20 protein-coding genes and 1 tRNA gene are annotated in these 21,678 nt (G+C 72.1%); 10 read left to right on the plus strand and 11 right to left on the minus strand.

Going from position 1 to position 21,678, the window contains the following annotated elements; genetic code table 11:
• Positions 1–232: 232 nt before the first annotated feature.
• Both AB0J39_RS07010 and AB0J39_RS07015 read left to right on the plus strand, forming a co-directional pair.
• On the plus strand, positions 233–1,441 hold the full coding sequence (locus AB0J39_RS07010; protein WP_363462504.1) for a glycosyltransferase: 1,209 nt from the start codon (positions 233–235) through the stop codon (positions 1,439–1,441).
• 25 nt (positions 1,442–1,466) lie between these two features.
• The gene (locus tag AB0J39_RS07015) at positions 1,467–2,375 is read left to right on the plus strand and encodes a glycosyltransferase family 9 protein (protein ID WP_363462506.1); all 909 of its coding nucleotides are present in this window, start codon (positions 1,467–1,469) and stop codon (positions 2,373–2,375) included.
• Here the strand turns inward: AB0J39_RS07015 and AB0J39_RS07020 are convergent.
• Together AB0J39_RS07020 and AB0J39_RS07025 are read right to left on the minus strand one after the other, a co-directional pair.
• Entirely contained in the window at positions 2,335–3,447 is a 1,113-nt protein-coding gene (locus AB0J39_RS07020; protein ID WP_363462507.1) for a DNA topoisomerase IB, read from the minus strand. The genes AB0J39_RS07015 and AB0J39_RS07020 overlap by 41 nt on opposite strands.
• On the minus strand, positions 3,444–4,496 hold the full coding sequence (locus AB0J39_RS07025; protein ID WP_363462508.1) for a glycosyltransferase family 9 protein: 1,053 nt from the start codon (positions 4,494–4,496) through the stop codon (positions 3,444–3,446). The genes AB0J39_RS07020 and AB0J39_RS07025 overlap by 4 nt, the downstream gene beginning before the upstream one ends.
• Before the next feature lie 186 nt (positions 4,497–4,682).
• On the opposite strand from AB0J39_RS07025, the gene rfaE2 reads away from it, so the two are divergent.
• From rfaE2 to AB0J39_RS07045, 4 genes are all read left to right on the plus strand, one after another.
• Positions 4,683–6,128: a D-glycero-beta-D-manno-heptose 1-phosphate adenylyltransferase gene (gene rfaE2 / locus AB0J39_RS07030; protein WP_363462509.1), complete on the plus strand. Its 1,446-nt coding sequence runs from the start codon at positions 4,683–4,685 to the stop codon at positions 6,126–6,128.
• A 10-nt stretch (positions 6,129–6,138) separates the two neighbouring features.
• A complete protein-coding gene (locus AB0J39_RS07035; protein ID WP_363462510.1) occupies positions 6,139–6,387 on the plus strand; it encodes a hypothetical protein in 249 nt (82 codons plus the stop codon).
• A gap of 4 nt (positions 6,388–6,391) precedes the next feature.
• Positions 6,392–7,390, plus strand: a complete 999-nt coding sequence (locus tag AB0J39_RS07040) for an SDR family oxidoreductase (RefSeq protein WP_363462511.1) — start codon at positions 6,392–6,394, stop codon at positions 7,388–7,390.
• Positions 7,391–8,167: 777 nt separating this feature from the next.
• Positions 8,168–9,994 carry a transketolase gene (locus tag AB0J39_RS07045; protein ID WP_363462512.1) on the plus strand — a complete coding sequence of 609 codons (1,827 nt, stop codon included), beginning with the start codon at positions 8,168–8,170 and terminating at the stop codon, positions 9,992–9,994.
• A 4-nt stretch (positions 9,995–9,998) separates the two neighbouring features.
• Here the strand turns inward: AB0J39_RS07045 and AB0J39_RS07050 are convergent, their stop codons facing one another.
• Positions 9,999–12,254 carry an excinuclease ABC subunit UvrA gene (locus AB0J39_RS07050; protein ID WP_363462513.1) on the minus strand — a complete coding sequence of 752 codons (2,256 nt, stop codon included), beginning with the start codon at positions 12,252–12,254 and terminating at the stop codon, positions 9,999–10,001.
• Between the two features lie 62 nt (positions 12,255–12,316).
• Between AB0J39_RS07050 and AB0J39_RS07055 the strand changes: the two genes are divergently transcribed.
• Positions 12,317–13,297: a WYL domain-containing protein gene (locus AB0J39_RS07055; protein ID WP_363462514.1), complete on the plus strand. Its 981-nt coding sequence runs from the start codon at positions 12,317–12,319 to the stop codon at positions 13,295–13,297.
• 48 nt (positions 13,298–13,345) lie between these two features.
• Here AB0J39_RS07055 and AB0J39_RS07060 read toward each other — a convergent pair whose 3' ends face one another.
• Together AB0J39_RS07060 and AB0J39_RS07065 are read right to left on the minus strand one after the other, a co-directional pair.
• Positions 13,346–13,738, minus strand: coding sequence for a ChaB family protein (locus AB0J39_RS07060; protein WP_363462515.1), 393 nt, complete (start codon positions 13,736–13,738; stop codon positions 13,346–13,348).
• 44 nt (positions 13,739–13,782) lie between these two features.
• The gene (locus AB0J39_RS07065) at positions 13,783–14,052 is read right to left on the minus strand and encodes a DUF6458 family protein (protein WP_346224674.1); all 270 of its coding nucleotides are present in this window, start codon (positions 14,050–14,052) and stop codon (positions 13,783–13,785) included.
• An 86-nt stretch (positions 14,053–14,138) separates the two neighbouring features.
• On the opposite strand from AB0J39_RS07065, the gene AB0J39_RS07070 reads away from it, so the two are divergent.
• A complete protein-coding gene (locus tag AB0J39_RS07070; RefSeq protein ID WP_363462516.1) occupies positions 14,139–14,660 on the plus strand; it encodes a shikimate kinase in 522 nt (173 codons plus the stop codon).
• A 29-nt stretch (positions 14,661–14,689) separates the two neighbouring features.
• Here AB0J39_RS07070 and AB0J39_RS07075 read toward each other — a convergent pair whose 3' ends face one another.
• The 3 genes from AB0J39_RS07075 to AB0J39_RS07085 all read right to left on the minus strand — a co-directional run bounded on the left by AB0J39_RS07075 (position 14,690) and on the right by AB0J39_RS07085 (position 16,915).
• Positions 14,690–15,157 carry an ATP-binding protein gene (locus AB0J39_RS07075; RefSeq protein WP_363462517.1) on the minus strand — a complete coding sequence of 156 codons (468 nt, stop codon included), beginning with the start codon at positions 15,155–15,157 and terminating at the stop codon, positions 14,690–14,692.
• 358 nt (positions 15,158–15,515) lie between these two features.
• Entirely contained in the window at positions 15,516–16,460 is a 945-nt protein-coding gene (locus AB0J39_RS07080) for an aldose 1-epimerase family protein (protein ID WP_363462518.1), read from the minus strand.
• A gap of 218 nt (positions 16,461–16,678) precedes the next feature.
• The gene (locus tag AB0J39_RS07085) at positions 16,679–16,915 is read right to left on the minus strand and encodes a hypothetical protein (RefSeq protein WP_169984128.1); all 237 of its coding nucleotides are present in this window, start codon (positions 16,913–16,915) and stop codon (positions 16,679–16,681) included.
• 358 nt (positions 16,916–17,273) lie between these two features.
• On the opposite strand from AB0J39_RS07085, the gene AB0J39_RS07090 reads away from it, so the two are divergent.
• Positions 17,274–18,449 carry a cytochrome P450 gene (locus AB0J39_RS07090; protein WP_363462520.1) on the plus strand — a complete coding sequence of 392 codons (1,176 nt, stop codon included), beginning with the start codon at positions 17,274–17,276 and terminating at the stop codon, positions 18,447–18,449.
• Positions 18,450–18,467: 18 nt separating this feature from the next.
• On the opposite strand, the gene nhaA is transcribed toward AB0J39_RS07090, so the two are convergent.
• Positions 18,468–19,811 (minus strand): Na+/H+ antiporter NhaA, encoded by a 1,344-nt coding sequence (gene nhaA / locus AB0J39_RS07095; RefSeq protein ID WP_363462521.1) that lies wholly within the window; start codon positions 19,809–19,811, stop codon positions 18,468–18,470.
• Positions 19,812–20,006: 195 nt separating this feature from the next.
• Here nhaA and AB0J39_RS07100 point away from each other — a divergent pair, with 195 nt between their 5' ends.
• Positions 20,007–20,468, plus strand: a complete 462-nt coding sequence (locus tag AB0J39_RS07100; RefSeq protein ID WP_363462522.1) for a GNAT family N-acetyltransferase — start codon at positions 20,007–20,009, stop codon at positions 20,466–20,468.
• A 58-nt stretch (positions 20,469–20,526) separates the two neighbouring features.
• Here the strand turns inward: AB0J39_RS07100 and AB0J39_RS07105 are convergent.
• Together AB0J39_RS07105 and AB0J39_RS07110 are read right to left on the minus strand one after the other, a co-directional pair.
• Positions 20,527–20,600: transfer RNA gene (locus tag AB0J39_RS07105), tRNA-Lys, on the minus strand.
• Positions 20,601–20,669: 69 nt separating this feature from the next.
• Positions 20,670–21,269 (minus strand): hypothetical protein, encoded by a 600-nt coding sequence (locus tag AB0J39_RS07110; protein WP_363462523.1) that lies wholly within the window; start codon positions 21,267–21,269, stop codon positions 20,670–20,672.
• Between the last annotated feature and the right edge of the window lie 409 nt (positions 21,270–21,678).

Here is a 21,678-nt window from a genome sequence, read left to right on the forward strand (position 1 = left end):
CCGCGGGCCACGCGCCCGCCCTCCGCCGTCCGCCCGCCACGGCCCGCCATGCGTGCGCCGCCGTCGTCGCGCGCCGTCCCGCCCCGGGGAACCGTCACCGCCGCGTCCGCGCCGCCGGTTCCCGCGCACGGCGACCTGCCGCCGCCCCCGCCCCGGTCGCCGGACCTGCTCACCTGGACTCCCTGACCCCCGAGCCGGGTATTCGCCACTGCCGCTCATGGAGGAACCCCCAGTGAAGATCGCCATGGTCTCGGAGCACGCCAGCCCGCTCGCCACCCTCGGCGGTGTCGACGCCGGCGGTCAGAACGTGCACGTCGCCGCCCTCGCCCGGGAGCTCGCCCGGGCCGGGCACGAGGTCACCGTCTACACCCGCAGGGACCGCGAGGACCTGCCGGAAACCGTCGCCTTCGGCCCCGGGGTGGAGGTCGTCCACGTCCCCGCCGGCCCCGCCGCCGAGATCCCCAAGGACGAGATCCTTCCCTGGATCCCCCACTTCGGGAAGTGGCTGCACGACCGGTGGCTGTTCGACCGGCCGGACGTCGTGCACAGCCACTTCTGGATGAGCGGGCTGGCCGCGCTCGCCGCGGCGGAGAAGCTGCGGATCCCGGTCGTCCACACCTACCACGCGCTCGGCAGCGTCAAGCGGCGGCACCAGGGCCCGGCCGACACCAGCCCGCGCGAGCGCGTCGAGGCCGAGGCCGAGATCGGACGGCGCGTCGACGGCGTCATCGCGACCTGCACGGACGAGATCGACGAGCTGATCCGCATGCGGGTGCCGCGCCGCGCGACCCGGGTGGTCCCCTGCGGAGTGGACGTCGCCGCCTTCCACCCGCACGTCGAGCCGCTGGAGCGGCCGGAGCGCCCGCGCCTGCTGTCGGTCGGCCGGCTCGTGCCGCGCAAGGGCGTGGAGACGACCATCAGGGCGCTCCAGTACCTGCGGGACGCCGAGCTGGTCGTCGCGGGCGGTCCCCCGGCCGCCGAGCTGCACCACGACCCCGAGGTCACCCGGCTGCGCTGGCTCGCGGCCCAGGCGGGCGTCTCCGACCGGGTCCGCTTCCTCGGCCGGGTCGAGCGCGACACGCTGCCCGCGCTGATGCGCTCGGCCACCGCCGTCGTCTCCGTGCCGTGGTACGAGCCGTTCGGAATGGTGGCGCTCGAGGCGATGGCCTGCGGCGTCCCCGTCGTCGCCTCGGCCGTCGGCGGCCAGAAGGAGACCGTGGTCAACAACGTGACCGGTCTCCTCGTGCCGCCGCGCCGGCCCGCCGTGCTGGCCCGGGCGCTGCGCAAGCTGCTCGACGACCGGGTGCGGCGCACGGCGTACGGCATCGCGGGCGCCGACCGGGCCCGCGCGAGGTACGCCTGGAGCCGCATCGCCACCGAGACCCTGGCCGCCTACGACCGGGTGCTGTCCGCCCGGGAGCTGGAAAGGAGCGCTTCTTGATCCTGCCGACCCCCGAGGTGAGCCGGTGACGTCGACGGCCCTCGTGCTGCGTTCCGACGGCATCGGGGGCCTTCTCACCGTGGTGCCCGCGCTGCGCGCACTGCGCCGCCACGGGCTGCGCGTCGTCCTCGCCTGCCCGCCGGAGCTGAGCGAGCTCGCCGCGCTCACCGGCGCGGTGGACCGGATCCTGCCCGCGTACGGGCTCGCGCCGCTGTCGTGGCCCGGGCCCGGCGAGGAGGACGCCGCTCACCCGCCGCTCCTGCCGGACCTCGCCGTCAACCTGCACGACCGCGGGCCGCGTAGTCACCGCGTCCTCCTCGGTGTCGGGACGAGGCGCCTGTGGGCGTACGCGAACCCGGACGTCCCCTGGATCAGGGGGCCGTGGTGGGACCCCGGCGAGCACGAGGTGCTGCGGTGGTGCCGGCTGCTCCAGTGGCACGGCGTGCCGGCCGACCCGGAGGACATGGCGCTGCCCACTCCCCTGACCGCAAGTCCCGCCCCGGGCGCCGTCGTGATCCACCCCGGCGCCGGCGGCACCTCGCTGCGCTGGCCCGCGGACCGGTTCGCCGAGGTGGCCCGGGTGCTGACGGACGAGGGCCTGCCCGTCGTGATCACCGGCAGCGTGCGCGAACGGCCGATGGCCCTGCTCGTGGCGACCCGGGCGGTGCTGCCGCCGCAGATCGTGCTCGCGGGCCGCACCTCGCTGCGGGAGCTGTGCGCGCTGGTCGCCGGGGCCCGGCTGGTCATCAGCGGCGACGTCGCGATGACCCGGCTCGCCGGGGCCTACCGGACGCCCTCGGTGCTCGTGTCCACGGCGGACGGACGCCACCCGATCCTGCACGAGGCGGACGCCTCCGACCACCTGGGCGCGGTGGTCCCGGCCGCGCAGGTGGTCAGCGCCGCCGTGCGGGCGCTCGGCGCAGGAGTTCGATGACGGCCTCCTCGACCGGCCCGTGGGTGGCGAGCCGGCCCTCGCCGGTCTCCTCGCCCAGCCGTTCGAGGGGGATCGTCCGCCCCTTCTCGTACAGCGCGACGATGCGGGGGTCCACGTAGGAGGCGCGGCACACCGACGGCGTGTTGCCGAGGTACTCCGACACCTCCTTCATGACCCTCGAGACCGCCCGCTTGCGTCCCGCGCCGCTGCGTACGGGGCGGGAGACGGCGAGCCCGACCGCGGCCAGGACCGTGGCGTGCCAGGTGCGGAAGTCCTTGGCCGAGACGTCGGTGCCGAAAGCGTCCTTGAGGTAGGCGTTGATGTCGGCGCTGCGCACGTCCACCCAGCCCTCCTCGGTGCGGTAGCGCAGCAGCTCGCCCCGGCGGCCCTTCGAGAGCGCGGTGAGCACCGCGCACACGTCGGCGTCGGCCAGCACCTGCTCCCGCTCCTTGCGGCCCTTGGCCAGGTAGCGGCACACGACCTTGCCGTCCCCGCACTTCACGTGCGACGTCTTCAAAGTGGCCAGGCCGTAGGAGTCGGTGTACTCCTCCCCGCCGACGCGGAAGAAGCCGATGTCGAGCATGCGCGCGGCGGTGGCCAGCACGCGCTCGCGGCCCAGGCCGTCGCCGCGCAGGTCGCGAGCGATCCGCTCGCGGAAGGCGGGGAGCCGCTCGGCGATCTCCAGCACGTGGTCGAACTTGGCCTCGTCCTGCTGCCTGCGCCACTCGTCGTGGTAGCGGTACTGCCGCCGGCCGGCGGCGTCGGTGCCCACGGCCTGGAGGTGGCCGTTCGGATGCGCGCAGATCCACACCTCAATCCACGCCGGGGGGATCGCGAGGCATTTGATCCGGTGCAGGGTCGCCCGGTCCTTCACGGGCCGGCCGGAGGCCCAGGTGTAGCTGAAGCCGCGCCCGCGGCGGCGGCGCCGGATGCCCGGCTCGCTCGGGTCGCTCGGCCGCAGCTCGACGGGCGGTGTCTCGAAGACCTTCGCCCTCTCCGCCGCGCACTTGCCGGCCGCGGCCTTGTCCGCCGCGGACCTCCCCGCGCCGGACTTCTCGGCCACGGCGCTCATCGCAGCAGGTCCCACGCCTGTTCGAGCACGTCGTCCACGCTCACGTCGCCCACCCACGAGACGTCGCGGTGGCCGCACTCCCGCATGCCCTCCGTGCCGGCCGGGAGCCCGCAGACCGGGCAGCCCGACGTCCAGGAGATCAGCGGCCGCTGGTGACCCCTGCTCAGCGGACCCCAGTTGATCATGTTGCCGCACCAGTAGATGCCCACGGTGGGCGTGCCCGTCGCCGCCGCCAGGTGGCGCGGCCCGGTGTCGTTGGACACGAGCAGGTCGCAGGCGGCGTACAGCGCGGTGAGCCCGCCGAGGGACAGCTCTCCGACGACGGCCCTCGCCGGGGTCTGCATCTGCGCTACGACCTTCTCGACGACCTCCCGCTCCTCCTCGACGCCGGTCACCACCACCGGCCGTCCGAGGCGGTCGGCGACCTCCGCGAAGCGCTCCGGCGGCCATCTCCTGCGCCGGTCCCCCGCGCCCGGGTGGATCGCCACCAGGCCCCGGGGCACCTTGCCGAGCGTGCGGTTCAGCTCGGCCCAGTCCTCCCTGACGACCGCGATCCTCGGCTCGATCTCACTGGTGGCGGCGCCGAGCAGCCCGGCCACCTCCAGATAGCGCAGGGTCTCGTGCTGGTAGTGGACGTACGGCACCCAGCGGTCGAGCGGCGCGGCGTCGGGCGTGCGCAGGCCGGCCGTCACCCGCGCTCCGAGGCTGCGGATGAACGGGTTGGAGTTGCGCCCGCCGCCGTGCATCTGGACGGCCAGGTCGAACCTGCGCTCACGCAGGTCCTCGTACAGCTCCTCGGGGGCGTCGGTCCCGTCCGGCGGGGCGGAGGAGACGCCGGAGATGGGCGGCAGCGCCACCACCTCGTCCACCGGGCCCGGGCGGCCCCGCAGGAACCGCGCGTGCCATTCACGGCCGAGCAGGGTGATCTTCGCGGCCGGGTACGCCCGCCTGAGCGCCCCGATGGCGGGCAGGGCCAGCAGCAGGTCGCCCAGCGCGTTGGCCCTCAGCACGGCGATCCGCTCGACTCCCTCGACGAGCAGCGCGCTCATGCCACCCGCCTCGTCCCCTCATGCATCGGACACCCCCATTCGCCCGGCCCGCCGGCTGACCCCCGGCGGAGCGCTCGTGTGGTGCGACGTCTGATCCCGGTTACCCCGGTGCGACCGCCCCAAACCGGCCCGCCGGGTCTGTCGTGCCTGTTGTTTTCCCTGCGTCTGCCGGGGTAGCCGCCGTGTATGACGGAAGAGACGCTCAACCGTTTCGGTGAAGTCACAGCCGTCGTCGTCGGGGACGTGATGCTCGACTCGTGGCTGCGGGGCCGCACCAAGCGCATGGCGCAGGAGGCCCCGGTGCCGGTGGTGACCGTCGAGCAGATCGAGGACCAGCCGGGCGGTGCCGCCAACACGGCCGTGAACCTGGCCGCCCTGGGCGCACGGGTCCACATGGTGGGGGTCACCGGCGCCGACCCCGCCGGGGCCACGCTCAACGCGACCCTGGGACGGCTCGACATCGAGGGCCTGGTCATCGTGCGCAGCTGGCGGACCTCGGTCAAGCGCCGGGTGCTGACCGACGGCCAGATCGTGGCGCGGTACGACGAGGAGGACGAGGCGCCGCTGCCGGAGGCGGCCGAGCGCGAGCTCATCGAGCAGATCACCCGGCTCGCGGCGGACGCGGACGTCATCATCGCCTGCGACTACGGCGGCGGGGTGTGCACGCCGGACGTCCGCCGGGTGCTGTGCGACCTGAGCATCGACCGCAGCGAGGGCTCGCGCGGCGCGCCGATCCTCGTCGTGGACGCCCACGACGTGGCGGCCTGGCGGGAGTGCCGGCCGACGGCCGTGCTGCCCAACTACGCCGAGGTACGCCGGCTGCTCGGCGAGGGGGACGACCACGACAGGGTCGCGTTCCTGTCCGCGCGGTCGGAGGACCTCATCGAGGCCACCGGCGCCGACCTGGTGGTCACGACGCTGGACGGCGAGGGCACCCTGTTGCACCGGCGCGGCAGGCCGCCGCACCGCACGTACGCGACCCCCGCGCCCGACACGATGAGCATCGGCGCGGGCGACACCTTCACCGCGGCGTTCGCGCTCGCCCTGGCGGCCGGCGCGCAGCCCGAGCGCGCCGCGGACATCGGCCAGGCGGCGGCGAGCGTGGTGGTACGCCGCCAGGGAACGGCCGCCTGCTCCCACGAGGACCTGCTGCAGGCGCTGCGGCCCGACACCGCGCTGCCGCCCGAGCGGCTGGCCGCGTGCCTGGAGCGCGACCGGGCCGAGGGCAAGCGCATCGTCTTCACCAACGGCTGCTTCGACGTGCTGCACCGCGGCCACGTCGCCTGCCTGGAGGAGGCCGCCCGGCTCGGCGACGTGCTGGTCGTCGCGGTCAACGGCGACGACGGCGTGGCCCGGCTGAAGGGGCCGCAGCGCCCGATCAACCGCTGCGAGGACCGGGTCGCGGTGCTGGCGGCGCTGGGCTGCGTGGACTACATCACCGTCTTCGACGAGGACAGCCCGACCGAGCTGCTGCGGCTCGTCCGGCCGGACGTGTACGTCAAGGGCGGCGACTACCACCCTGACCTGCTGCCCGAGGCGGACCTGGTCAGGGAGCTGGGCGGAGAGGTGCGGGTGCTTGCTTACGTCCCGGACCGCTCCACCACGGCGATAGTGAACCGGATTCGAGGGTAGAGGGGGCTTCATGACCGAAGAACAACGTTCGCCGACCGGCAAGCCCATGGTGGAAGCGACGCCGATGGACGTGATCCACGTCCGCATCGCGTCGTTCGCCCTGGTCTTCTGTTTCGCCGTTCTGGTGCTCTCCTTCGTGGGGCGCATCTGGGTGCTGACCGCGATCGTCGTGGCGATCATGGCGGCCATCGCGATCTACATGGCGTTCGCCGTACGCAGGCAGAAGAGGCTCGGCGGCGGGCCGCAATCGAGAGGATGACGCGGTGAGCCTGAAGGACAAGGTCGTCGTGGTGACCGGCGCGAGCGGCGGGGTGGGCCGCGCGGTGGTCCGGCAGCTCGGAGCGGAGGGCGCGAAGGTCGCGCTCATCGCTCGTGGAGAGGCGGGCCTGGCCGGCGCCGCCGTGGACGTCGGGGCCGAGGGCGGCACCGGGAAGACCTTCGCCGCGGACGTCTCCGACTACGACCAGGTCCGCCAGGCCGCCCAGCGGGCCGAAGCCGAGCTCGGCCCGATCGACGTGTGGATCAACATCGCGTTCACGACGGTGTTCGCGCCGTTCCTGGAGATCACCCCCGAGGAGTACGAGCGCGAGACCAAGGTGACCTACCTCGGCTACGTGTGGGGCACCCGGGTGGCCCTGGAGATGATGAAGCCGCGCGACAAGGGCGTCATCGTCCAGGCGGGTTCGGCCCTGGCCTACCGGTCGATCCCTTTGCAGTCGGCGTACTGCGGCGCCAAGCACGCGATCGTCGGGTTCACCGAGTCGGTGCGGACCGAACTGCTCGCCGAGGACTCGGGCGTGAAGATCACGGTGGTGCAGCTCCCGGCGCTGAACACCCCGCAGTTCGACTGGGGGCTCAACCGGATGCGGCGGCACGCGCAACCGGTGCCGCCGATCTACCAGCCGGAGGTCGCCGCCGACGCGCTCGTCTACGCCGCCCAGCATCCGGAACGCAAGGAGTACTGGGTCGGCGGGATGACCGCGGCCACCATCCTGGGCCAGCGGACGGTGCCCGCCCTGCTCGACCGCTACCTCGCGAGAACCGGGGTGAAGTCGCAGCTCACCGGCGACAAGGCGCCGACCGGGGTGTCCAACCTGTGGGAACCCGCGGACGAGGACAAGGACTACGGCGCGCACGGCAGCTTCGACCGCCGGTCGCACGCCCGCAGCGTGCAGCTGTGGATGTCGCAGCACCGCCGCCTGGTCACCGCCGCCGGTCTCGGCCTCGCCGCCATCGCCGGCCTGGGCCTGCGCCGCCGCTGACACCTGCGGCCATGAGCGGGTGTGGAACACACACCCGCTCGCCGCGTGTCCGGTCAACGTGAAGATCCGCAGCGTGAGGATCCGTACCGCCCCGTCGGCGGATCATGCCGAGGTCACGTCGCCGTGACGCACACCGCCACCGCCCGCCAGATGAGAGGGCTGTTGCTCTGGTTGATCACTGCGACACGCCACCCCGTCCCGTCGTCGGATGGCCTGCTGGACGTGAGATAGATCGGGGGCGCGCCGAAGAAGGGCTCATAGCCCCCGCCGACCGGCCGTTTCCCCGCCGGGCAGGCCGCCGACAACACGCAGGTCGGGCCGAAAGCGGTGCAGACCGTGGAGACGAGCCGGATTCCGGCGGGCGACGACGACTCCCCGGAAAGGGCGTCCCCCCGAACGTGGGCGGAGGCCCGCTCGTGGCGGCCCCGCACGTCATTGCCGCGCCGATCGCCATGACTCCGACAACCTTGACAGACCTGATCGATTCCGATCCTTTGCACGGTCCTGGTCCCCCGCGTCCTGGCTTTCCCCCGGCGCGGAACGGGATTTTCCGAGGAAACTAGAAGCACCCGGGAACGCGGCCAAACACCGACCGGGGGTTTGACCGTTCCGGATCGCAGGCTTTGTTCGTCCCCCACGTTCGTCCCCCACCGCGGGATATGCCGGAGTCACCGCCGCACGGTGATCACATGAGCACGGACAGCGATTGATCCCGATATATCCGGGCACGACTCTTTTGCGGTGATACGAAGGGGCTTACCGGGGTAGTCGAGGGCGATGGACGAGCTTGACTACCGGTTCCTGTGCGAACTCGCGGCCCAGCTCCGGGTGGACTCGGTCCGGGCCGCCGCGGCCGCCGGCTCGGGGCACCCCACGTCCTCGATGTCCGCGGCCGAACTGATGGCCGTGCTGCTCGCGCGTCACCTCCGCGTGGACGTCGAGAACCCCGCCAACCCGGGCAACGACCATCTGATCTTCTCGAAGGGCCATGCCTCCCCCCTGCTGTACGCGATGCTCAAGGCCGCGGGGGTCGTCACCGACGAGGAGTTGCTCACCTTCCGCAGGCGCGGCAGCCGCTTGGAGGGCCACCCCACCCCGGAGGTGCCGTTCGTGGACGTGGCCACGGGATCACTGGGCTTCGGCCTGCCCGTGGGAGTGGGGCTGGCGCTGACCGCGCGCAGGCTGGACCGCCTGCCGTACCACGTCTGGGTGTTGTGCGGCGACAGCGAGCTCGCCGAGGGATCGATGTGGGAGGCGTTCGAGCACGCCGGGCACGAGGGGCTGAACAACCTCACGGCGATCATCGACGTGAACCGGCTCGGCCAGCACGGCCCCACCCGGCACGGCTGGGACCTCGGGGCGTACGCGGCCAGACTCGGCGCCTTCGGCTGGCACACCATCGAGATCGACGGCCACGACCCCGGTCAGATCGACTACGCGCTCGCGGACGCCCGGGCCACCCGGCGCCGCCCCACGGCGATCATCGCCAGGACCTGCAAGGGCCGCGGCGTGTCTGCCGTGGAGAACCGCGAGGGCAAGCACGGCAAGCCGCTGGAGGACGCCGACCAGGCGCTCGGCGAGCTCGGCGGGCCCCGCGCCCTCACCGTCCGGATCACCCCGCCCGACGCCTCGGCCACGCCGTACCGGTACGCGGACGGCGTGATCGACCTGCCGAAGTACGCGGTGGGCGAGCGGGTGGCCACGCGGACCGCCTTCGGTGAGGCGCTGGCCGCGCTCGGCACGGCGCGGGGCGACGTCGTCGCGCTCGACGGCGAGGTGGCCGACTCGACGAAGCTGGAGGCGTTCGCCAAGGCGCACCCGGAGCGGTTCTTCGAGTGCTACATCGCCGAGCAGCAGATGGTCGCCGCCGCCGTCGGCATGGACGCCCGCGGCTGGACCCCCTACGCGGCGACGTTCGCCGCCTTCCTCACCAGGGCGTACGACTTCGTCAGGATGGCGGCGGTGAGCCGGGCCGGAATCTGCCTGGTGGGGTCGCACGGCGGGGTGTCGATCGGCGAGGACGGGCCCTCCCAGATGGGCCTGGAGGACCTCGCGGCGTTCCGCGCCGTGCACGGCAGCACGGTGCTGTATCCCTGCGACGCGAACCAGACGGCCCGGCTCGTCACGGACATGGCCGGCATGGAGGGCGTCCGCTACCTGCGGACGACGCGGGGCGAGACGCCGGTGATCTACGGCCCGGACGAGGAGTTCCCCGTGGGCGGCTGCAAGATCCTGCGCACCGGCGGCCAGGCGACCGTCGTCGCCGCGGGGGTGACCGTGCACGAGGCTCTGGCCGCGGCCGACCTGCTCGCCGAGGACGGCGTCTCCGTCACCGTGGTCGACGCCTACTCGATCAAGCCGCTCGACTCCCCCGAACTGGTGGAGATGGCGGAGGCCACCGGGAAGGTGGTCACGGTGGAGGACCACTGGCCGGAGGGCGGCCTGGGCGACGCCGTGCTCGCCGCGCTGGCCGAATCGCCCGTACGGGTGCGCAAGCTGGGCGTGTCGGGGATGCCGGGCAGCGCGACCGCGCAGGAGCAACTGGAGGACGCCGGCATCGACAGGCACGCGATCCGCGAGGCCGTCCTGTCCCTGCTCGGGTGAACGCCTAGCGGTGGGCGGCGAGGGCGCGGGCCGTCGGCGTCCCGGCATCCGGCGGGTAGTCCGCGACGTGCCCCTCGTAGAGGACGGTCCCGCCGTGCCTGCCGGGGCCGGGGCCGAGGTCGATCAGCCAGTCGGCCTGCCGGACGACGTCCAGGTTGTGCTCGATCACCACGACCGTGTGCCCCCGGTCGACCAGCGCGTCGAGGACCCGGAGCAGGCCGCCGACGTCGCTCATGTGCAGGCCCGTGGTGGGCTCGTCCAGCACGTACGTGGCGGGCCCCTCGGCCTCGCGCAGCTCCTTGGCGATCTTGAGTCTCTGGCACTCCCCTCCGGACAGCGTGGTGAGCGACTGGCCCAGCCGGAGATAGCCGAGCCCGGCCTGCGACAGGTGCCGCAGCGCCCGGTCGACGGCCTCGTCGGGCAGGCGGTGCCTGGCCTGGTCGACGGAGAGGGCGTCGACGTCGGCGATGGACAGGCCGTCGACGGTGTGGGCGAGTACTTCGGGGGTGAAGCGCCGCCCCTCGCATGCCTCGCAGACGACCTCCTGGCCGTCCATGAAGGCCAGGTCGGTGTAGACGACCCCGAGACCTCCGCACGTGGGACAGGCGCCCGCGGAGTTCGCGCTGAACAGCGCGGCGGGGACGCGGTTGCGACGGGCGAATAGCCTGCGGATGGCCGGCGCGACGCCGGTGTAGGTGAGCGGGGTGGATCGGCGGTTGGCGCCGACCGGCCGCTGGTCGATCACGACGGCTCCGTGCTGCTCGACGAGTTCGGCGGCCAGGCTGGACTTGCCGGAACCGGCGACGCCGGTGAGGACCGTCATCACACCGGCGGGGACGTCCACGGTGACGCGCCGCAGGTTGTTGCGCGCCGCCTCCTTCACGGTGATCACGGCTTCCGCCGTACGCGGAGCCGTCTTCAGCGGTGAGGGGCGCGAGAGCGCGCGGCCCGTCGGGGTGCCGGCCCGCCGCAGGCCCGCGTACGTGCCCTGGAAGACGAGCCGGCCTCCGTCCGCCCCCGCCCCGGGGCCGATCTCGACGATCTCGTCGGCGACGGCCATGACGGCGGGGTCGTGCTCGACCACCAGGATGGTGTTGCCCCTGTCGCGCAGCCGCTCCAGCAGCCTCGTCATCGACTCGACGTCCGTGGGATGGAGCCCGGCGGTGGGCTCGTCGAACACGTAGAGCATCTCGGTGAGGCTGGAACCGAGATGCTTCACGACCTTGACGCGCTGGGACTCTCCTCCCGACAGCGTCGTCGTCGCGCGGGCCAGGCTGAGGTAGCCCAGCCCGATGGCCGACATCGCGTCCAGCCGCGCGGTCAGCGCGGCGACGACGGGAGCGACGCCCGGGGCGTCGACACGACGGACGAGCGCGGCGAGCTCGGAGACCTCCAGACGGGACATCTCCCCGATGGTGCGCCCGAGGACGGTGACGGCGCGGGACTCCTTGTTGAGCCGGTCTCCCTCGCAGTCCGGGCAGACCTGTGACCGGGTGAACCGGCGGATCGTCTCCTGTTTGCGCTCGGACAGGTTGTCGGAGGTCTTCAGGTAGATCCGCTCGAACCGCTCGACGACGCCCTCGTAGTCCTTCGGCAGCCTCCGCCCCTGTCGCCGTCCCAGCCGCGCGGCCGCCTCACCGCCATGCAGCAGGGCGTTCCGCTCGTCGTCGCTCCAGTCCCGCAGCGGAGTGTCCGGACCGAACACCCCGATGTCGGCGTACTGGGAGTACCAGTAGTTGCCGTCGCCGAACCCCGGGAGACGGATCGCGCCCTGCCGCAGCGACCTGTCGAGGTCGAGGATGCGGTCCACGGCCGTGACGACGACGTCGCCGAGCCCCGAGCACGTGGGGCACATCCCGGCGGGATCGTTGAACGAGAAGTGGTTCGACTCGCCCACATGGGGCTCGCCGAGCCGGGAGAACAGCAGCCGCAGATAGGTCCAGGTGTCGGTGATCGTGCCGACCGTGGAGCGGGCGTTGCCGCCGAGTCGGCGCTGGTCGATCACCACCACCGGCGAGAGCCCGTCGATGTGGTCCACCTCGGGACGCGTCCACTTCGGCAGCCGGTTCCGCGCGAACGGGGGAAAGGTCTCGTTCAGCTGATGACCGGCCTCCGCCGCGATCGTGTCGAAGACCAGCGACGACTTGCCCGACCCCGAGACGCCGGCGAAGACGACGAGGCGGCCTCGCGGGATGTCCACGTCGAGACGGTGGAGGTTGTTCGTGCGGGCGCCTCTGATGGTGATGTGCGGTACGGCCATGCTCCCGACCGTAGGAGGAGATGTGGCCGGATCCTGACCGCGATCGCGGGCATGATGGGCGGATGGCCGACGTGACCCGACGCATGCTGGACCTGCTGTCGACCCTTCAGACGGGACGGCCGTTCAGCGGGGAGGAACTCGCGACCCGCCTGGCGGTCAGCCCCAGGACCGTACGCCGCGACGTGGACCGGCTCAGGGAGTACGGCTATCCCGTCGAGACCCAGCCGGGACCCGGCGGCTACTACCGGCTGGTGGCGGGCCGGACGATGCCTCCGCTCGTCCTCGACGACGACGAGGCGATCGCCGCGTTGCTCGGTCTCGCGACTCTCGCCTCCTCCGGTTCCGGCGAGGACGGGGCGCTCGACGACGCGGCCACCCGCGCGTACGGCAAGCTCGACCAGTTCCTGCCCGCGCGGCTGCGTCCGCGTGTGGCCGCGCTGCGGGCCAGTCTGGAGACCGGCCGGCAGGTCGCGCCCGCGGTGAGCGCGGCGCTCGTGGCCGCTCTCGCCGAGGCGATCGACGGCCGGGAGGTCGTGCGGTTCGATTACAGCGACAGGCACGGCGAGGAGAGCCGCCGGCGGGTGGAGCCGCACCGGCAGATCCATCTGCTTCAGCGCTGGTATCTGCTGGGCTGGGACCTGGACAGGGACGACTGGCGGGTGTTCCGCCTCGACCGCGTCCGCGATCTGGTGCGCACCGGTGTCCGGCACGCTCCCCGCGCCCTGCCCGCCGACGCGGCCCTCGCGTACCTCCGTCAGGGCCTCAACGCGGACCGGCGGCGCGTACGGCTCGTGGTGCGGGCGCGGCCCGGCCAGGTGGCCGACGCGCTGAAGTTCGAGGACGCCGAGATACACGGGGGTCCCGGCGACGGGGAGACCCACGTCACCCTGTGGCTCGACTCCTGGGAATGGCTCATCCCCGGCCTCGCCCGCCTCGGCGCGGACTTCACCGTCGTGGAGCCCGAGGACTTCCGGGAAGGCTGCGCCGCCTTCGCCCGCCGTCTCCTCGCCGCGTCCGGCCGGCCCTGTGAGCCGCCCGGGTGAGCGCCGCCGACGGCCCTCAAGAGGGCTGCCGGCGGCGCACGCAAGCGGTCAGCGAGCCTTGGCGGTCGCCTTGCGGTTGGCCTTCCTGATGGCGTCCACGAGCTCGTCCTTGGTCATCTTGGACCGGCCGGAGATGCCGAGACGGCCGGCGACGTCGTAGAGGTGCTGCTTGGAGGCGTTCGCGTCGACGCCCTCGGCCGTCTTGCCCTGTTTCGGCGTGCTCTTCTTCGCCTGCTCGTCCGACGGCCCGCGCCCCTCCTTCTTCTCCCAGTGGTCGCCCACCTTCTCGAAGGAGTGCTTGAGCGCGGCGAACGCCGTACGGTGCGCCCGCTGGCCCTCGCCGTACGTCTCGACGGCGGAGTCGTGGGCCTTGATCCAGGTCTCCTGGGCCTCCTTGGGCGAGCGCTCCAGGGTCGAGGGCAGTTCCTTACGTCCTGGCATGGTCGGTGCCTCCCTTCAGACCGTCGGAAGTCCGTCGGAGGGGGTCAGATGGTGGGGTCGTCGTAGCGCCGCTCCTCGTACACGTGGCGACGGGTGGCGGTCGCGTCCATGGGGGCGGCGGGGGCGGCGGCGGTGACGGTGGTCCTGCGACGGACCGTCGTCAGGCGCCAGATGCCGAAGAGCAGCCCGGCCAGACCGCCCACCATGAGGATCACCCCGATCACCTGGATGTCGAGGCCCGCGATGGTGAAGTCGACCGCCCAGGTGAGGATGGCCCCCAGCATGATGAGGATGATGCTTCCGGCGATGGTCATGGCTTTCCTCCTTCGCCTTCTGCTCTATCCCTCCTACGGATTCCAAACGTCGCATGCCGGTGCCCGCATAGGGCAACATGCGAGTCATGACCGATATCCCCATTGTGGTGATGGGACTCATGGGCGCGGGGAAGAGCACCGTCGCCCGGCTTCTCGCCGACGCCCTCGGCCGTCCCATGCGCGACAGCGACGCGGACCTGCAGGCGAGGTACGGCACGACCGCCGCGGCGATGGCCGCCGACGTCGGCGCCGACGAACTGCACGCGCGCGAGGCGCTGGTGCTGCGGGACGCGCTGGCCGACCGTCCCGCCCCGGTCATCGCGGCCGCCGCCAGCACGGTCGAGGACGTGGAGACGCGCCGCGCGCTGGCCCCCGCCTTCGTGGTGTTCCTCGACGGCCCGCCCGAGGTGCTCGCCGAGCGGATGAAGTCGAGCCCTCATCGCCCGCACTTCAAACCGGACCTGGTACGCATGCTGACCGAGATGCGCGATTCGCGGCTGCCGGGGTTCCGCGAGGTGGCGGACCTCGTCGTCGACCCCTCCACACACGGGCCCGAGGAGATCGCGGCCACCGTGCTCGCCAATCTCGACGGCGCGAAGACCCCCTGAGCCGCCGGGCCGGGTTCGGCGCAGGCGGCTCAGCCGACGGCGATGCGGGACTGGTACGGGACGACGGGCAGCAATGGGGGGCTGCCCGCTCCGGCGAGGAACCAGACGGTCTTGCCGCCCCGGCCCGCACTCGCCACGCCCCAGTCGTCGGCGAGCTCGTCCACGATGAGCAGGCCGCGCCCGCCGATGGAGTCGAGGTCGGCCTCGCGCTGGTGCGGCACGCCCTCGCCCTGGTCGAACACCTCGCCGTACACCCAGGTGCCGTTGCTGCCCAGCCGGAGGGTGAAGACGTTGCCGCCGTGCCGTACGACGTTGGAGGCGAGTTCGCTCACGATCAGGGAGCAGTCGTCGACGAGCTCGTCAAGGCCCCATCGGCAGAGTTCGCGGCGTACGAGTGCGCGTGCCTCCGCCACGCTCGCGCCGACGGCGGGCAGGAGGCATTCCGCGGTCCAGACGGGGGCCGGGTTGACCGGCGCCGTACCGAAGGGGAGAGTCACGCGCGCCTCCTTAGGGCTCATGGGAGCGCTCCCACGGCTCAAGATACGGCACGCAACGCAGTCATGTGAATTCAAAGAAACAAGATTGTTTCCGGTCAATGCCCGATCCGTGATGGCCGCGAAGGGGAAGAATGCCGCGCGTTTCTCCACCACCTCGCGTGTGCGCACGTCAGCGGCGCCACGTCCGGCGCTCCTGGCCTCTTCCCCGTCATGGCGGGGCGCCCCCGCCCGGGCGGAGTCGCCGTGAAAATAACTGAAATCCAGCCCGTCCCGGAGTCCAGATGCGGCACGCCCGAATCGCGCCGCATGTCCGCCGTGACCCGCAACAACCCTTTCGCGCACCTTCTGGCGTGCCCTCTCACGCCGTCGACAGGGCGGTGATCCCCCAGCGATGGGCGACCCGCTCCCCCGGCGCGAGGCGCACCAGGCACTCGCCGGTCGCGAAGGCGTTCGGCGGGCAGCTCATCGGCTCGACCGCCACTCCGGCCCGCCGGTACGGCTCGGCGAGCGTGTCCCCGGTGAAGACCTGGAGCCATTCGACGCCGGGCCCGCCCCACAACTCCACGCCCCTGGAGCCGTCGGCCGCCCGCAGCCGGGCCCGCACCAGCCCGTCGGCGTCGCGCCGCAGATCCGTGTAGGGGGTGTCCAGCACCGTGCCGCCGATGGGGCGTCCCTCGCGGAAGTCGTACTCCGTGCCCTCGACCGGGCGGCGGCCGACCGGGATCTTCTGCTCGTCCACGGGGGTCCACTCGGCCGCGGGCACCTCCAGCACGGCGTCGTCCACCGTCTCCTCGCCGAGCGTGAGGTAGGGGTGCGCGCCCATGCCGTACGGCGCGACGCCCTCACCCACGTTCACGGCCGACACCTCGACCTCCAGGCCCGCCTCGCCAAGCGCGTACGACGCCGTCAGGTCGAGCACGTGGGGATAGCCGAGCTGGGGGAACAACCGCAGCCCGAGCCGGATCGAGGCGTCGTCCCGGTCGAGGACCCTCCAGGGCATCAGCCGGGCGAAGCCGTGTGCGGCGTTGCCGGTCCGGGGTTCGGTGATCGCGAGCTGCCTGGTCTCGCCGTCGGCGTCGTACCTGCCGTCGCGCACGCGGTTGGGCCACGGGAGCAGCAACTGCCCGGCGCCGCCGACGGGCTGCGCGGTGGCGGGATACGACATGACCAGCGGCCGTTCGCGGTACGTCAGGGCGCGCAGGCCGCCGCCCACCTCCGTGACGGTCGCCTCGTATCCGTGCGCGGCGATCGTGTGCTGCGTGCCGGTCGGGGGGACGGGTTCGCGAACCGCTGGTTCTGTCATGAGAGGGATTTTCCCATCCGTCCCGCGACGCTCGCAGGGGCCCGGCGGGCACTCCTCCTGGCGAAGCGGGCGGGCGACGGGCGTTCGCGGATCCGGCCGTGCCGGCCGATCGTGAGCCCCGGGTGGGTTTCCGGCGTACCGGCCGATCGTGAGCCCCGGCGGACGCGCGGACGGGCTCTCGGGCGTGAGCCCGGCGGTCCGGGCCCACGTCCTGGGCATCACGAGGAGAGCGGCTGGCCCGTCAGGCCGTCCTGCGCGGTGAGCAGCGCGCGCAGTTCCTCCGCGCTCTCGCCGCATGCGGTCATGATGAGGCCCCGGTCCATCTCGATCCGGGACAGCGACCTGGTCAGCCGGGTCGCGTACCAGCGGCCGGCGTCGCTCCTCCAGATCGACCAGCGACCGGCGTACTCGCTGCTCAGTTGTCTCCAGGCAGCGTCCTCGGCTGAGAACCGCACTCGTCACCACCTCCAGGCTCTGTGCCGGGAGACAACGATGTGCTCATCCGGACACGATTGGTAGTGAGAAGCGACCTCCCCCCTTCGGCGGCGCCGCCACCCCGGCCCCGACGAAGATCTCCCGCCCGCTGCGGTGACTTCACCACCACTTGAGTCCTGTTCCTCACGTACCACCCGTGTCATGCCGCGCCGCGGAACGACGCTGGTGTTCCCATCGGCCCCTGGCCCGGCACGGCGTTGCGGCGTGCGGCAAACGTCGCGTCTCCGATCACACCGGACATGGTTTTACTACCTTGCCGGACAGCGAGTCAGGGGAGAGATTCGAGAGGGCCTACATCGAGCGAAAGGAAGGCCACCCATGCCCGGACTCCCACGGCTGCCGTTCGACCGGCCGGACGTCCTGGAGATATCTCCCGGCTTCGGCGAACTGCGGAGCAGGGCGCCGATCACCAAGGTCACGACCGCGATGGGCGACGAGGCGTGGCTCGTCACGGGCTACCAGGAGATACGGCAGGTGTTCGGCGACGACAGGTTCGGCCGGTCCCACCCGGACCCGCCGAGCGCGGCCCGCCTGTCGAACAACGCCCTGCTCGGCGGCCCGAGCGGCGACTACGCCACGGAACGGTCCGTCCACACCCAGATGCGGCGGCTGCTCTCCCCCGCGTTCTCGGCCCGGCGCATGCGAAGCCTGTCGGACCGGGTCGTGGCGCTGACCGGACGCCTGCTCGACCGGCTCGCCGAGCAGGGCCCGCCCGCCGACCTGCACACCGGCCTGTCGCTCCCGCTGCCGATCCAGGTGATCTGCGAGCTTCTCGGCGTGCCGTACGAGGACAGGGACAGGTTCCGGGCCATGGCCGAGGCGATGACCGACCTGCGTCACCCCGAGCGGTCCGCCGCCGCCCAGGTGGAGCTGAACACCTACACCTACGAGATCGTCAAGACCAAGCGGGACCACCCGGCCGAGGACGTCTACTCCGACCTCGCGAACGCCGCCCTGCCGGAGGACGACGTCGCCAGGATCGCGGGCGGCCTGCTGTTCGCCGGCCACGAGACCACGGTCAACCAGATCGACTACGGCGTGCTGCTGTTCCTGCGCAACCCGGAGCAGCGCGACGCGTTGCGGAGCGACCCCTCCCTCCTGGACGGCGCGGTCGAGGAGATCATGCGGGTCGCCTCGCCCAGCGAGCACGGGCTGGTGCGCTACGCGCACGAGGACGTCGAGCTCGCCGGTGTGCGGATCCGGGCGGGCGAGCTGGTCATGCTGTCCACCCCGGCGGCCAACAGGGACGAGCGCGTCTACCCCGCCCCCGACAGCTTCGACATCCGGCGGCGCGATCCCCAGCCGCACGTCGGGTTCGGCCACGGGCCGCACCATTGTCTCGGGGCGTCCCTGGCGCGGGTCGAGTTGCGCGCGGTCTTCGGCTCCCTCTTCGCGCGCTTCCCCACCCTCGCGCTCGCCGTGCCGTACGAGGAGCTCAGAGCGCACACCGACAGGCTGGCCGGAGGGTTCGACACGCTGCCCGTCATGTGGTGAGAACCACCGGGCGCGATGTCACTCGCCGTACGGATGCCGCTCGCCGATGGCCATGGCCCCGGCGCCCTCGGATCCGGCACGCTCGGCCCCGGCACGCGCGGATCCGGCGGTTTCGGCCTCGGCGAGCCGCCGGTACGCCCGGTCGCGCAGCCGCAGCACCACCGTCGCCAGCAGCGCCGCGACCAGTGAGCCGGCCAGCACCGCCAGCTTGACCTGGGCGTCGCGAGCCGTGCCCGGGCCGAACGCCAGCTCGCCGATGAGCAGGGACACCGTGAACCCGATGCCGGACAGGATCGCCAGCCCGCCGACGTCCACCCACGCCAGCCCCTCGTCGATGTCGGCACGGGTGAAGCGGGCGGTCAGCCAGGTGGCGGCCATGATCCCCAGCGGCTTGCCCACGACGAGCCCGGCGATGACACCCAGCGGCACCGGGTCGGTGAGCAGCTTCGTCACCCCGCCCAGCCCGCCGAGCGGCACACCCGCGGACAGGAACGCGAACAGCGGCACGGCCACGCCGGCCGAGATGGGGCGGAACCGGTGCTCGAAGTGCTCGGCGAGCCCCGGTCCCGCCTCCGGGCCGCCCGCCTTCTCACTGCGCAGGACGGGTACGGCGAAGCCGAGCAGCACCCCGGCCACCGTGGCGTGCACACCCGAGGCGTGGACCAGCCCCCAGGTCAGGCCGGCCAGCGGGAGCAGCAGCCACCACGAGCGCACCCGCCGCTGCACCAGCACGGTGAAGACGCCGAGCGGCGCCAGCGCCGCCAGCAGCGGCACCACCGACAGGTGCGACGTGTAGAACACCGCGATGATCACGATCGCCAGCAGGTCGTCCACGACCGCCAGGGTGAGCAGGAACGTGCGCAGCGCGGCGGGCAGGCGCCGCCCCACCACGGCGAGCACCGCCAGCGCGAACGCGATGTCGGTGGCCGTCGGGGTCGCCCATCCCCGCACCGCGCCGTCGTCGAGGAGCGCGTTGACCAGAAGATAGAGCAGGGCCGGGACGATCACACCGCCGACGGCCGCCGCGACCGGGACGACGGCCCGCAGGGGATCGCGCAGGTCTCCCGCCACGAACTCGCGCTTGAGCTCCAGACCCGCGACGAAGAAGAAGATCGCCAGCAGCCCGTCGGAGGCCCACTTGGCGAGGCTGAGGTCCAGGTGCCACCCGGCCGGACCGACCGTGGCCGAGCGCAGCCCCGCGTACGCCTCCGACCAGGGCGAGTTGGCCCAGACGAGGGCCGCGACGGCGGCGATCAGGAGCAGCGCGCCGCCGATCGTCTCCTTGCGGAGGATGTCGGCGATGCGGCGGGTCTCGGCCCGGGAGGCGGGACCGAGGAGGGACAGTCGGCGGGGAGAGGCCATGGGCGCTCCGTTTCCGGGCTCGGTTACGACGACCGCCGACCAGACTTCCCGGCACTCCGCGTCCATCTTATGGCGTATCGACCGGATCCTTGTCTGCTGCCCCTTTCCTCCCCCACGCCTCCGGCATCGCTGAGGCGCACGGCGGCGGCCTAGAGTGCGGGACAGTGCTGTCGACCCGATGGATGAACGGAACAGATGAGAATCGTCGAAGACGACCTGTCCGGCCCGCAGATCGCCGAGTTCCTCATGGAGCACGTCCGGGAGATGCGGTCGATCACCCCCCTGGAGAGCAAGCATGCCCTCGACCTCGACGCTCTCCGCGCGCCCGGGATCAGGTTCTGGTCGGTGCTGGACGGCGACGCCCTCGTCGGCTGCGGTGCGATCAAGAGGCTGGACGCCGATCACGCCGAACTCAAGTCGATGCGGACCGCCACGGCGCGCAAACGCGGCGGGATCGCCTCCCTGCTGCTGCGGCACATCCTCACCGAGGCCGAGCGGCTGGGCTTCGCCCGCCTGAGCCTGGAGACGGGCTCGGCCGACTTCTTCCTGCCCGCGAGACGGCTGTACGAGAAGTTCGGGTTCGAATACTGCGAGCCCTTCGCCGACTATCGGCCCGACCCCAACAGCGTCTTCATGACGAGGCGTCTGGGGAGATGAGACGACCGGCGAACAGCGAAAGCCCAGGGCGGCTGCGCCGACCTGGGCTTTCGTTCTGTGCGCCGCCAGGGACTCGAACCCCGGACCCGCTGATTAAGAGTCAGCTGCTCTAACCAACTGAGCTAGCGGCGCCTGCGATGTCCGTTACCTTAGCAGTCCCGCGAAGGTCGCGCACATCGCCACGTGATCGGATTTCGGAGCTCAGCCCCGCCAGGCGCCGCTGGAGAACGGCATCGGCGTGCCGCGCAGGCCCGGGCCGTCGCCCCACTTGGTGACGACGTACTGGATCGGGATGTGGCCGAGGTCACCGGTGACGGTCAGCGTGTTCTCGTTCCAGCTGGTGCCGGTCAGCTCGGCGAAGGTCTTGCCGTCGATGTCCAGCATGACGCCGCTGTCCGACGGGACGCCCGGGCCGCGGTCACCGATGAAGAACTTGGCCTTCTTACCCTTGTAGAAGACGTAGCCCTCGGTGCCGAGCGGCCAGCTCGGGCTGGCGAACAGGCCCTTCTGCATGGGCTTGCCGATGGCGGGCAGGCCGGTGTCGCCCTGGCGGCCCGACGAGTCGTCCCAGAAGTACGAGCCGGTGGTGCTGCCCTGGAGCAGGACCTCCTCGTGCGCGGGGATGGCGAAGGCGAGCTCGCGCGCCGGGGCGGCGGCGGAGACGTTGGCGGCCTCGTTGACCGGCTGCTCGACGGGCGCGGGCGCGGCGGCCACAAGGGACGCGGTGACGGCCACCACACCGGCGAGCGAGGCCGCGGCGGAGAGTCGTCGGTTGCCACGCAGGTCAAACAGAGTCTTCATCAGGGCTGGGGATCTTTCGTTGAGACGACAGAGGATGGCCATGCGTCATCTAGGGACCTGCGAACGGCAGACCGCGAAGACGGGCCACGTGTCCGGGTACGAGAGGTCGTTCACCCGGAGGCGTGTGCGCGGAAGCTATGGCGATCGGCCGGAAGGCCGTCGTGAGTCAGACGTGTGATCCGAAATGCCTTGGCTCGGAGGTCGATGTGGGGTCACCCACGGTGATCTCCTCTCCAAGTCCAAACCAGCCACCGGTTGGCGGCAAACAGGACACTACAGGACGAGTCAGGACGGAGCAAAGTAAAAGCCGCATACCGCCCAGAAGATCTACCCATGCTCCTGTTTACCCCAAGCCGGACCATCGCCGGCCCCTCTGCCTGCGGCGATGCCGACAGTGCGTGACCGGGCG

It is taken from the genome of Microbispora sp. NPDC049633 (assembly GCF_040675265.1).
In the GTDB taxonomy this organism is placed as follows: Bacteria; Actinomycetota; Actinomycetes; order Streptosporangiales; family Streptosporangiaceae; genus Microbispora; species Microbispora maris.

What these genes read in the sequence shown, in the direction of transcription:
- AB0J39_RS07020 (WP_363462507.1), bottom strand. Translation starts at nt 3,447, where the DNA reads ATGAGCGCCGTGGCCGAGAAGTCCGGCGCGGGGAGGTCCGCGGCGGAC.
- AB0J39_RS07025 (WP_363462508.1), bottom strand. Translation starts at nt 4,496, where the DNA reads ATGAGCGCGCTGCTCGTCGAGGGAGTCGAGCGGATCGCCGTGCTGAGG.
- rfaE2 (WP_363462509.1), top strand. Translation starts at nt 4,683, where the DNA reads ATGACGGAAGAGACGCTCAACCGTTTCGGTGAAGTCACAGCCGTCGTC.
- AB0J39_RS07035 (WP_363462510.1), top strand. Translation starts at nt 6,139, where the DNA reads ATGACCGAAGAACAACGTTCGCCGACCGGCAAGCCCATGGTGGAAGCG.
- AB0J39_RS07045 (WP_363462512.1), top strand. Translation starts at nt 8,168, where the DNA reads ATGGACGAGCTTGACTACCGGTTCCTGTGCGAACTCGCGGCCCAGCTC.
- AB0J39_RS07050 (WP_363462513.1), bottom strand. Translation starts at nt 12,254, where the DNA reads ATGGCCGTACCGCACATCACCATCAGAGGCGCCCGCACGAACAACCTC.
- AB0J39_RS07055 (WP_363462514.1), top strand. Translation starts at nt 12,317, where the DNA reads ATGGCCGACGTGACCCGACGCATGCTGGACCTGCTGTCGACCCTTCAG.
- AB0J39_RS07060 (WP_363462515.1), bottom strand. Translation starts at nt 13,738, where the DNA reads ATGCCAGGACGTAAGGAACTGCCCTCGACCCTGGAGCGCTCGCCCAAG.
- AB0J39_RS07065 (WP_346224674.1), bottom strand. Translation starts at nt 14,052, where the DNA reads ATGACCATCGCCGGAAGCATCATCCTCATCATGCTGGGGGCCATCCTC.
- AB0J39_RS07070 (WP_363462516.1), top strand. Translation starts at nt 14,139, where the DNA reads ATGACCGATATCCCCATTGTGGTGATGGGACTCATGGGCGCGGGGAAG.
- AB0J39_RS07080 (WP_363462518.1), bottom strand. Translation starts at nt 16,460, where the DNA reads ATGACAGAACCAGCGGTTCGCGAACCCGTCCCCCCGACCGGCACGCAG.
- AB0J39_RS07090 (WP_363462520.1), top strand. Translation starts at nt 17,274, where the DNA reads ATGCCCGGACTCCCACGGCTGCCGTTCGACCGGCCGGACGTCCTGGAG.
- nhaA (WP_363462521.1), bottom strand. Translation starts at nt 19,811, where the DNA reads ATGGCCTCTCCCCGCCGACTGTCCCTCCTCGGTCCCGCCTCCCGGGCC.
- AB0J39_RS07100 (WP_363462522.1), top strand. Translation starts at nt 20,007, where the DNA reads ATGAGAATCGTCGAAGACGACCTGTCCGGCCCGCAGATCGCCGAGTTC.
- AB0J39_RS07110 (WP_363462523.1), bottom strand. Translation starts at nt 21,269, where the DNA reads ATGAAGACTCTGTTTGACCTGCGTGGCAACCGACGACTCTCCGCCGCG.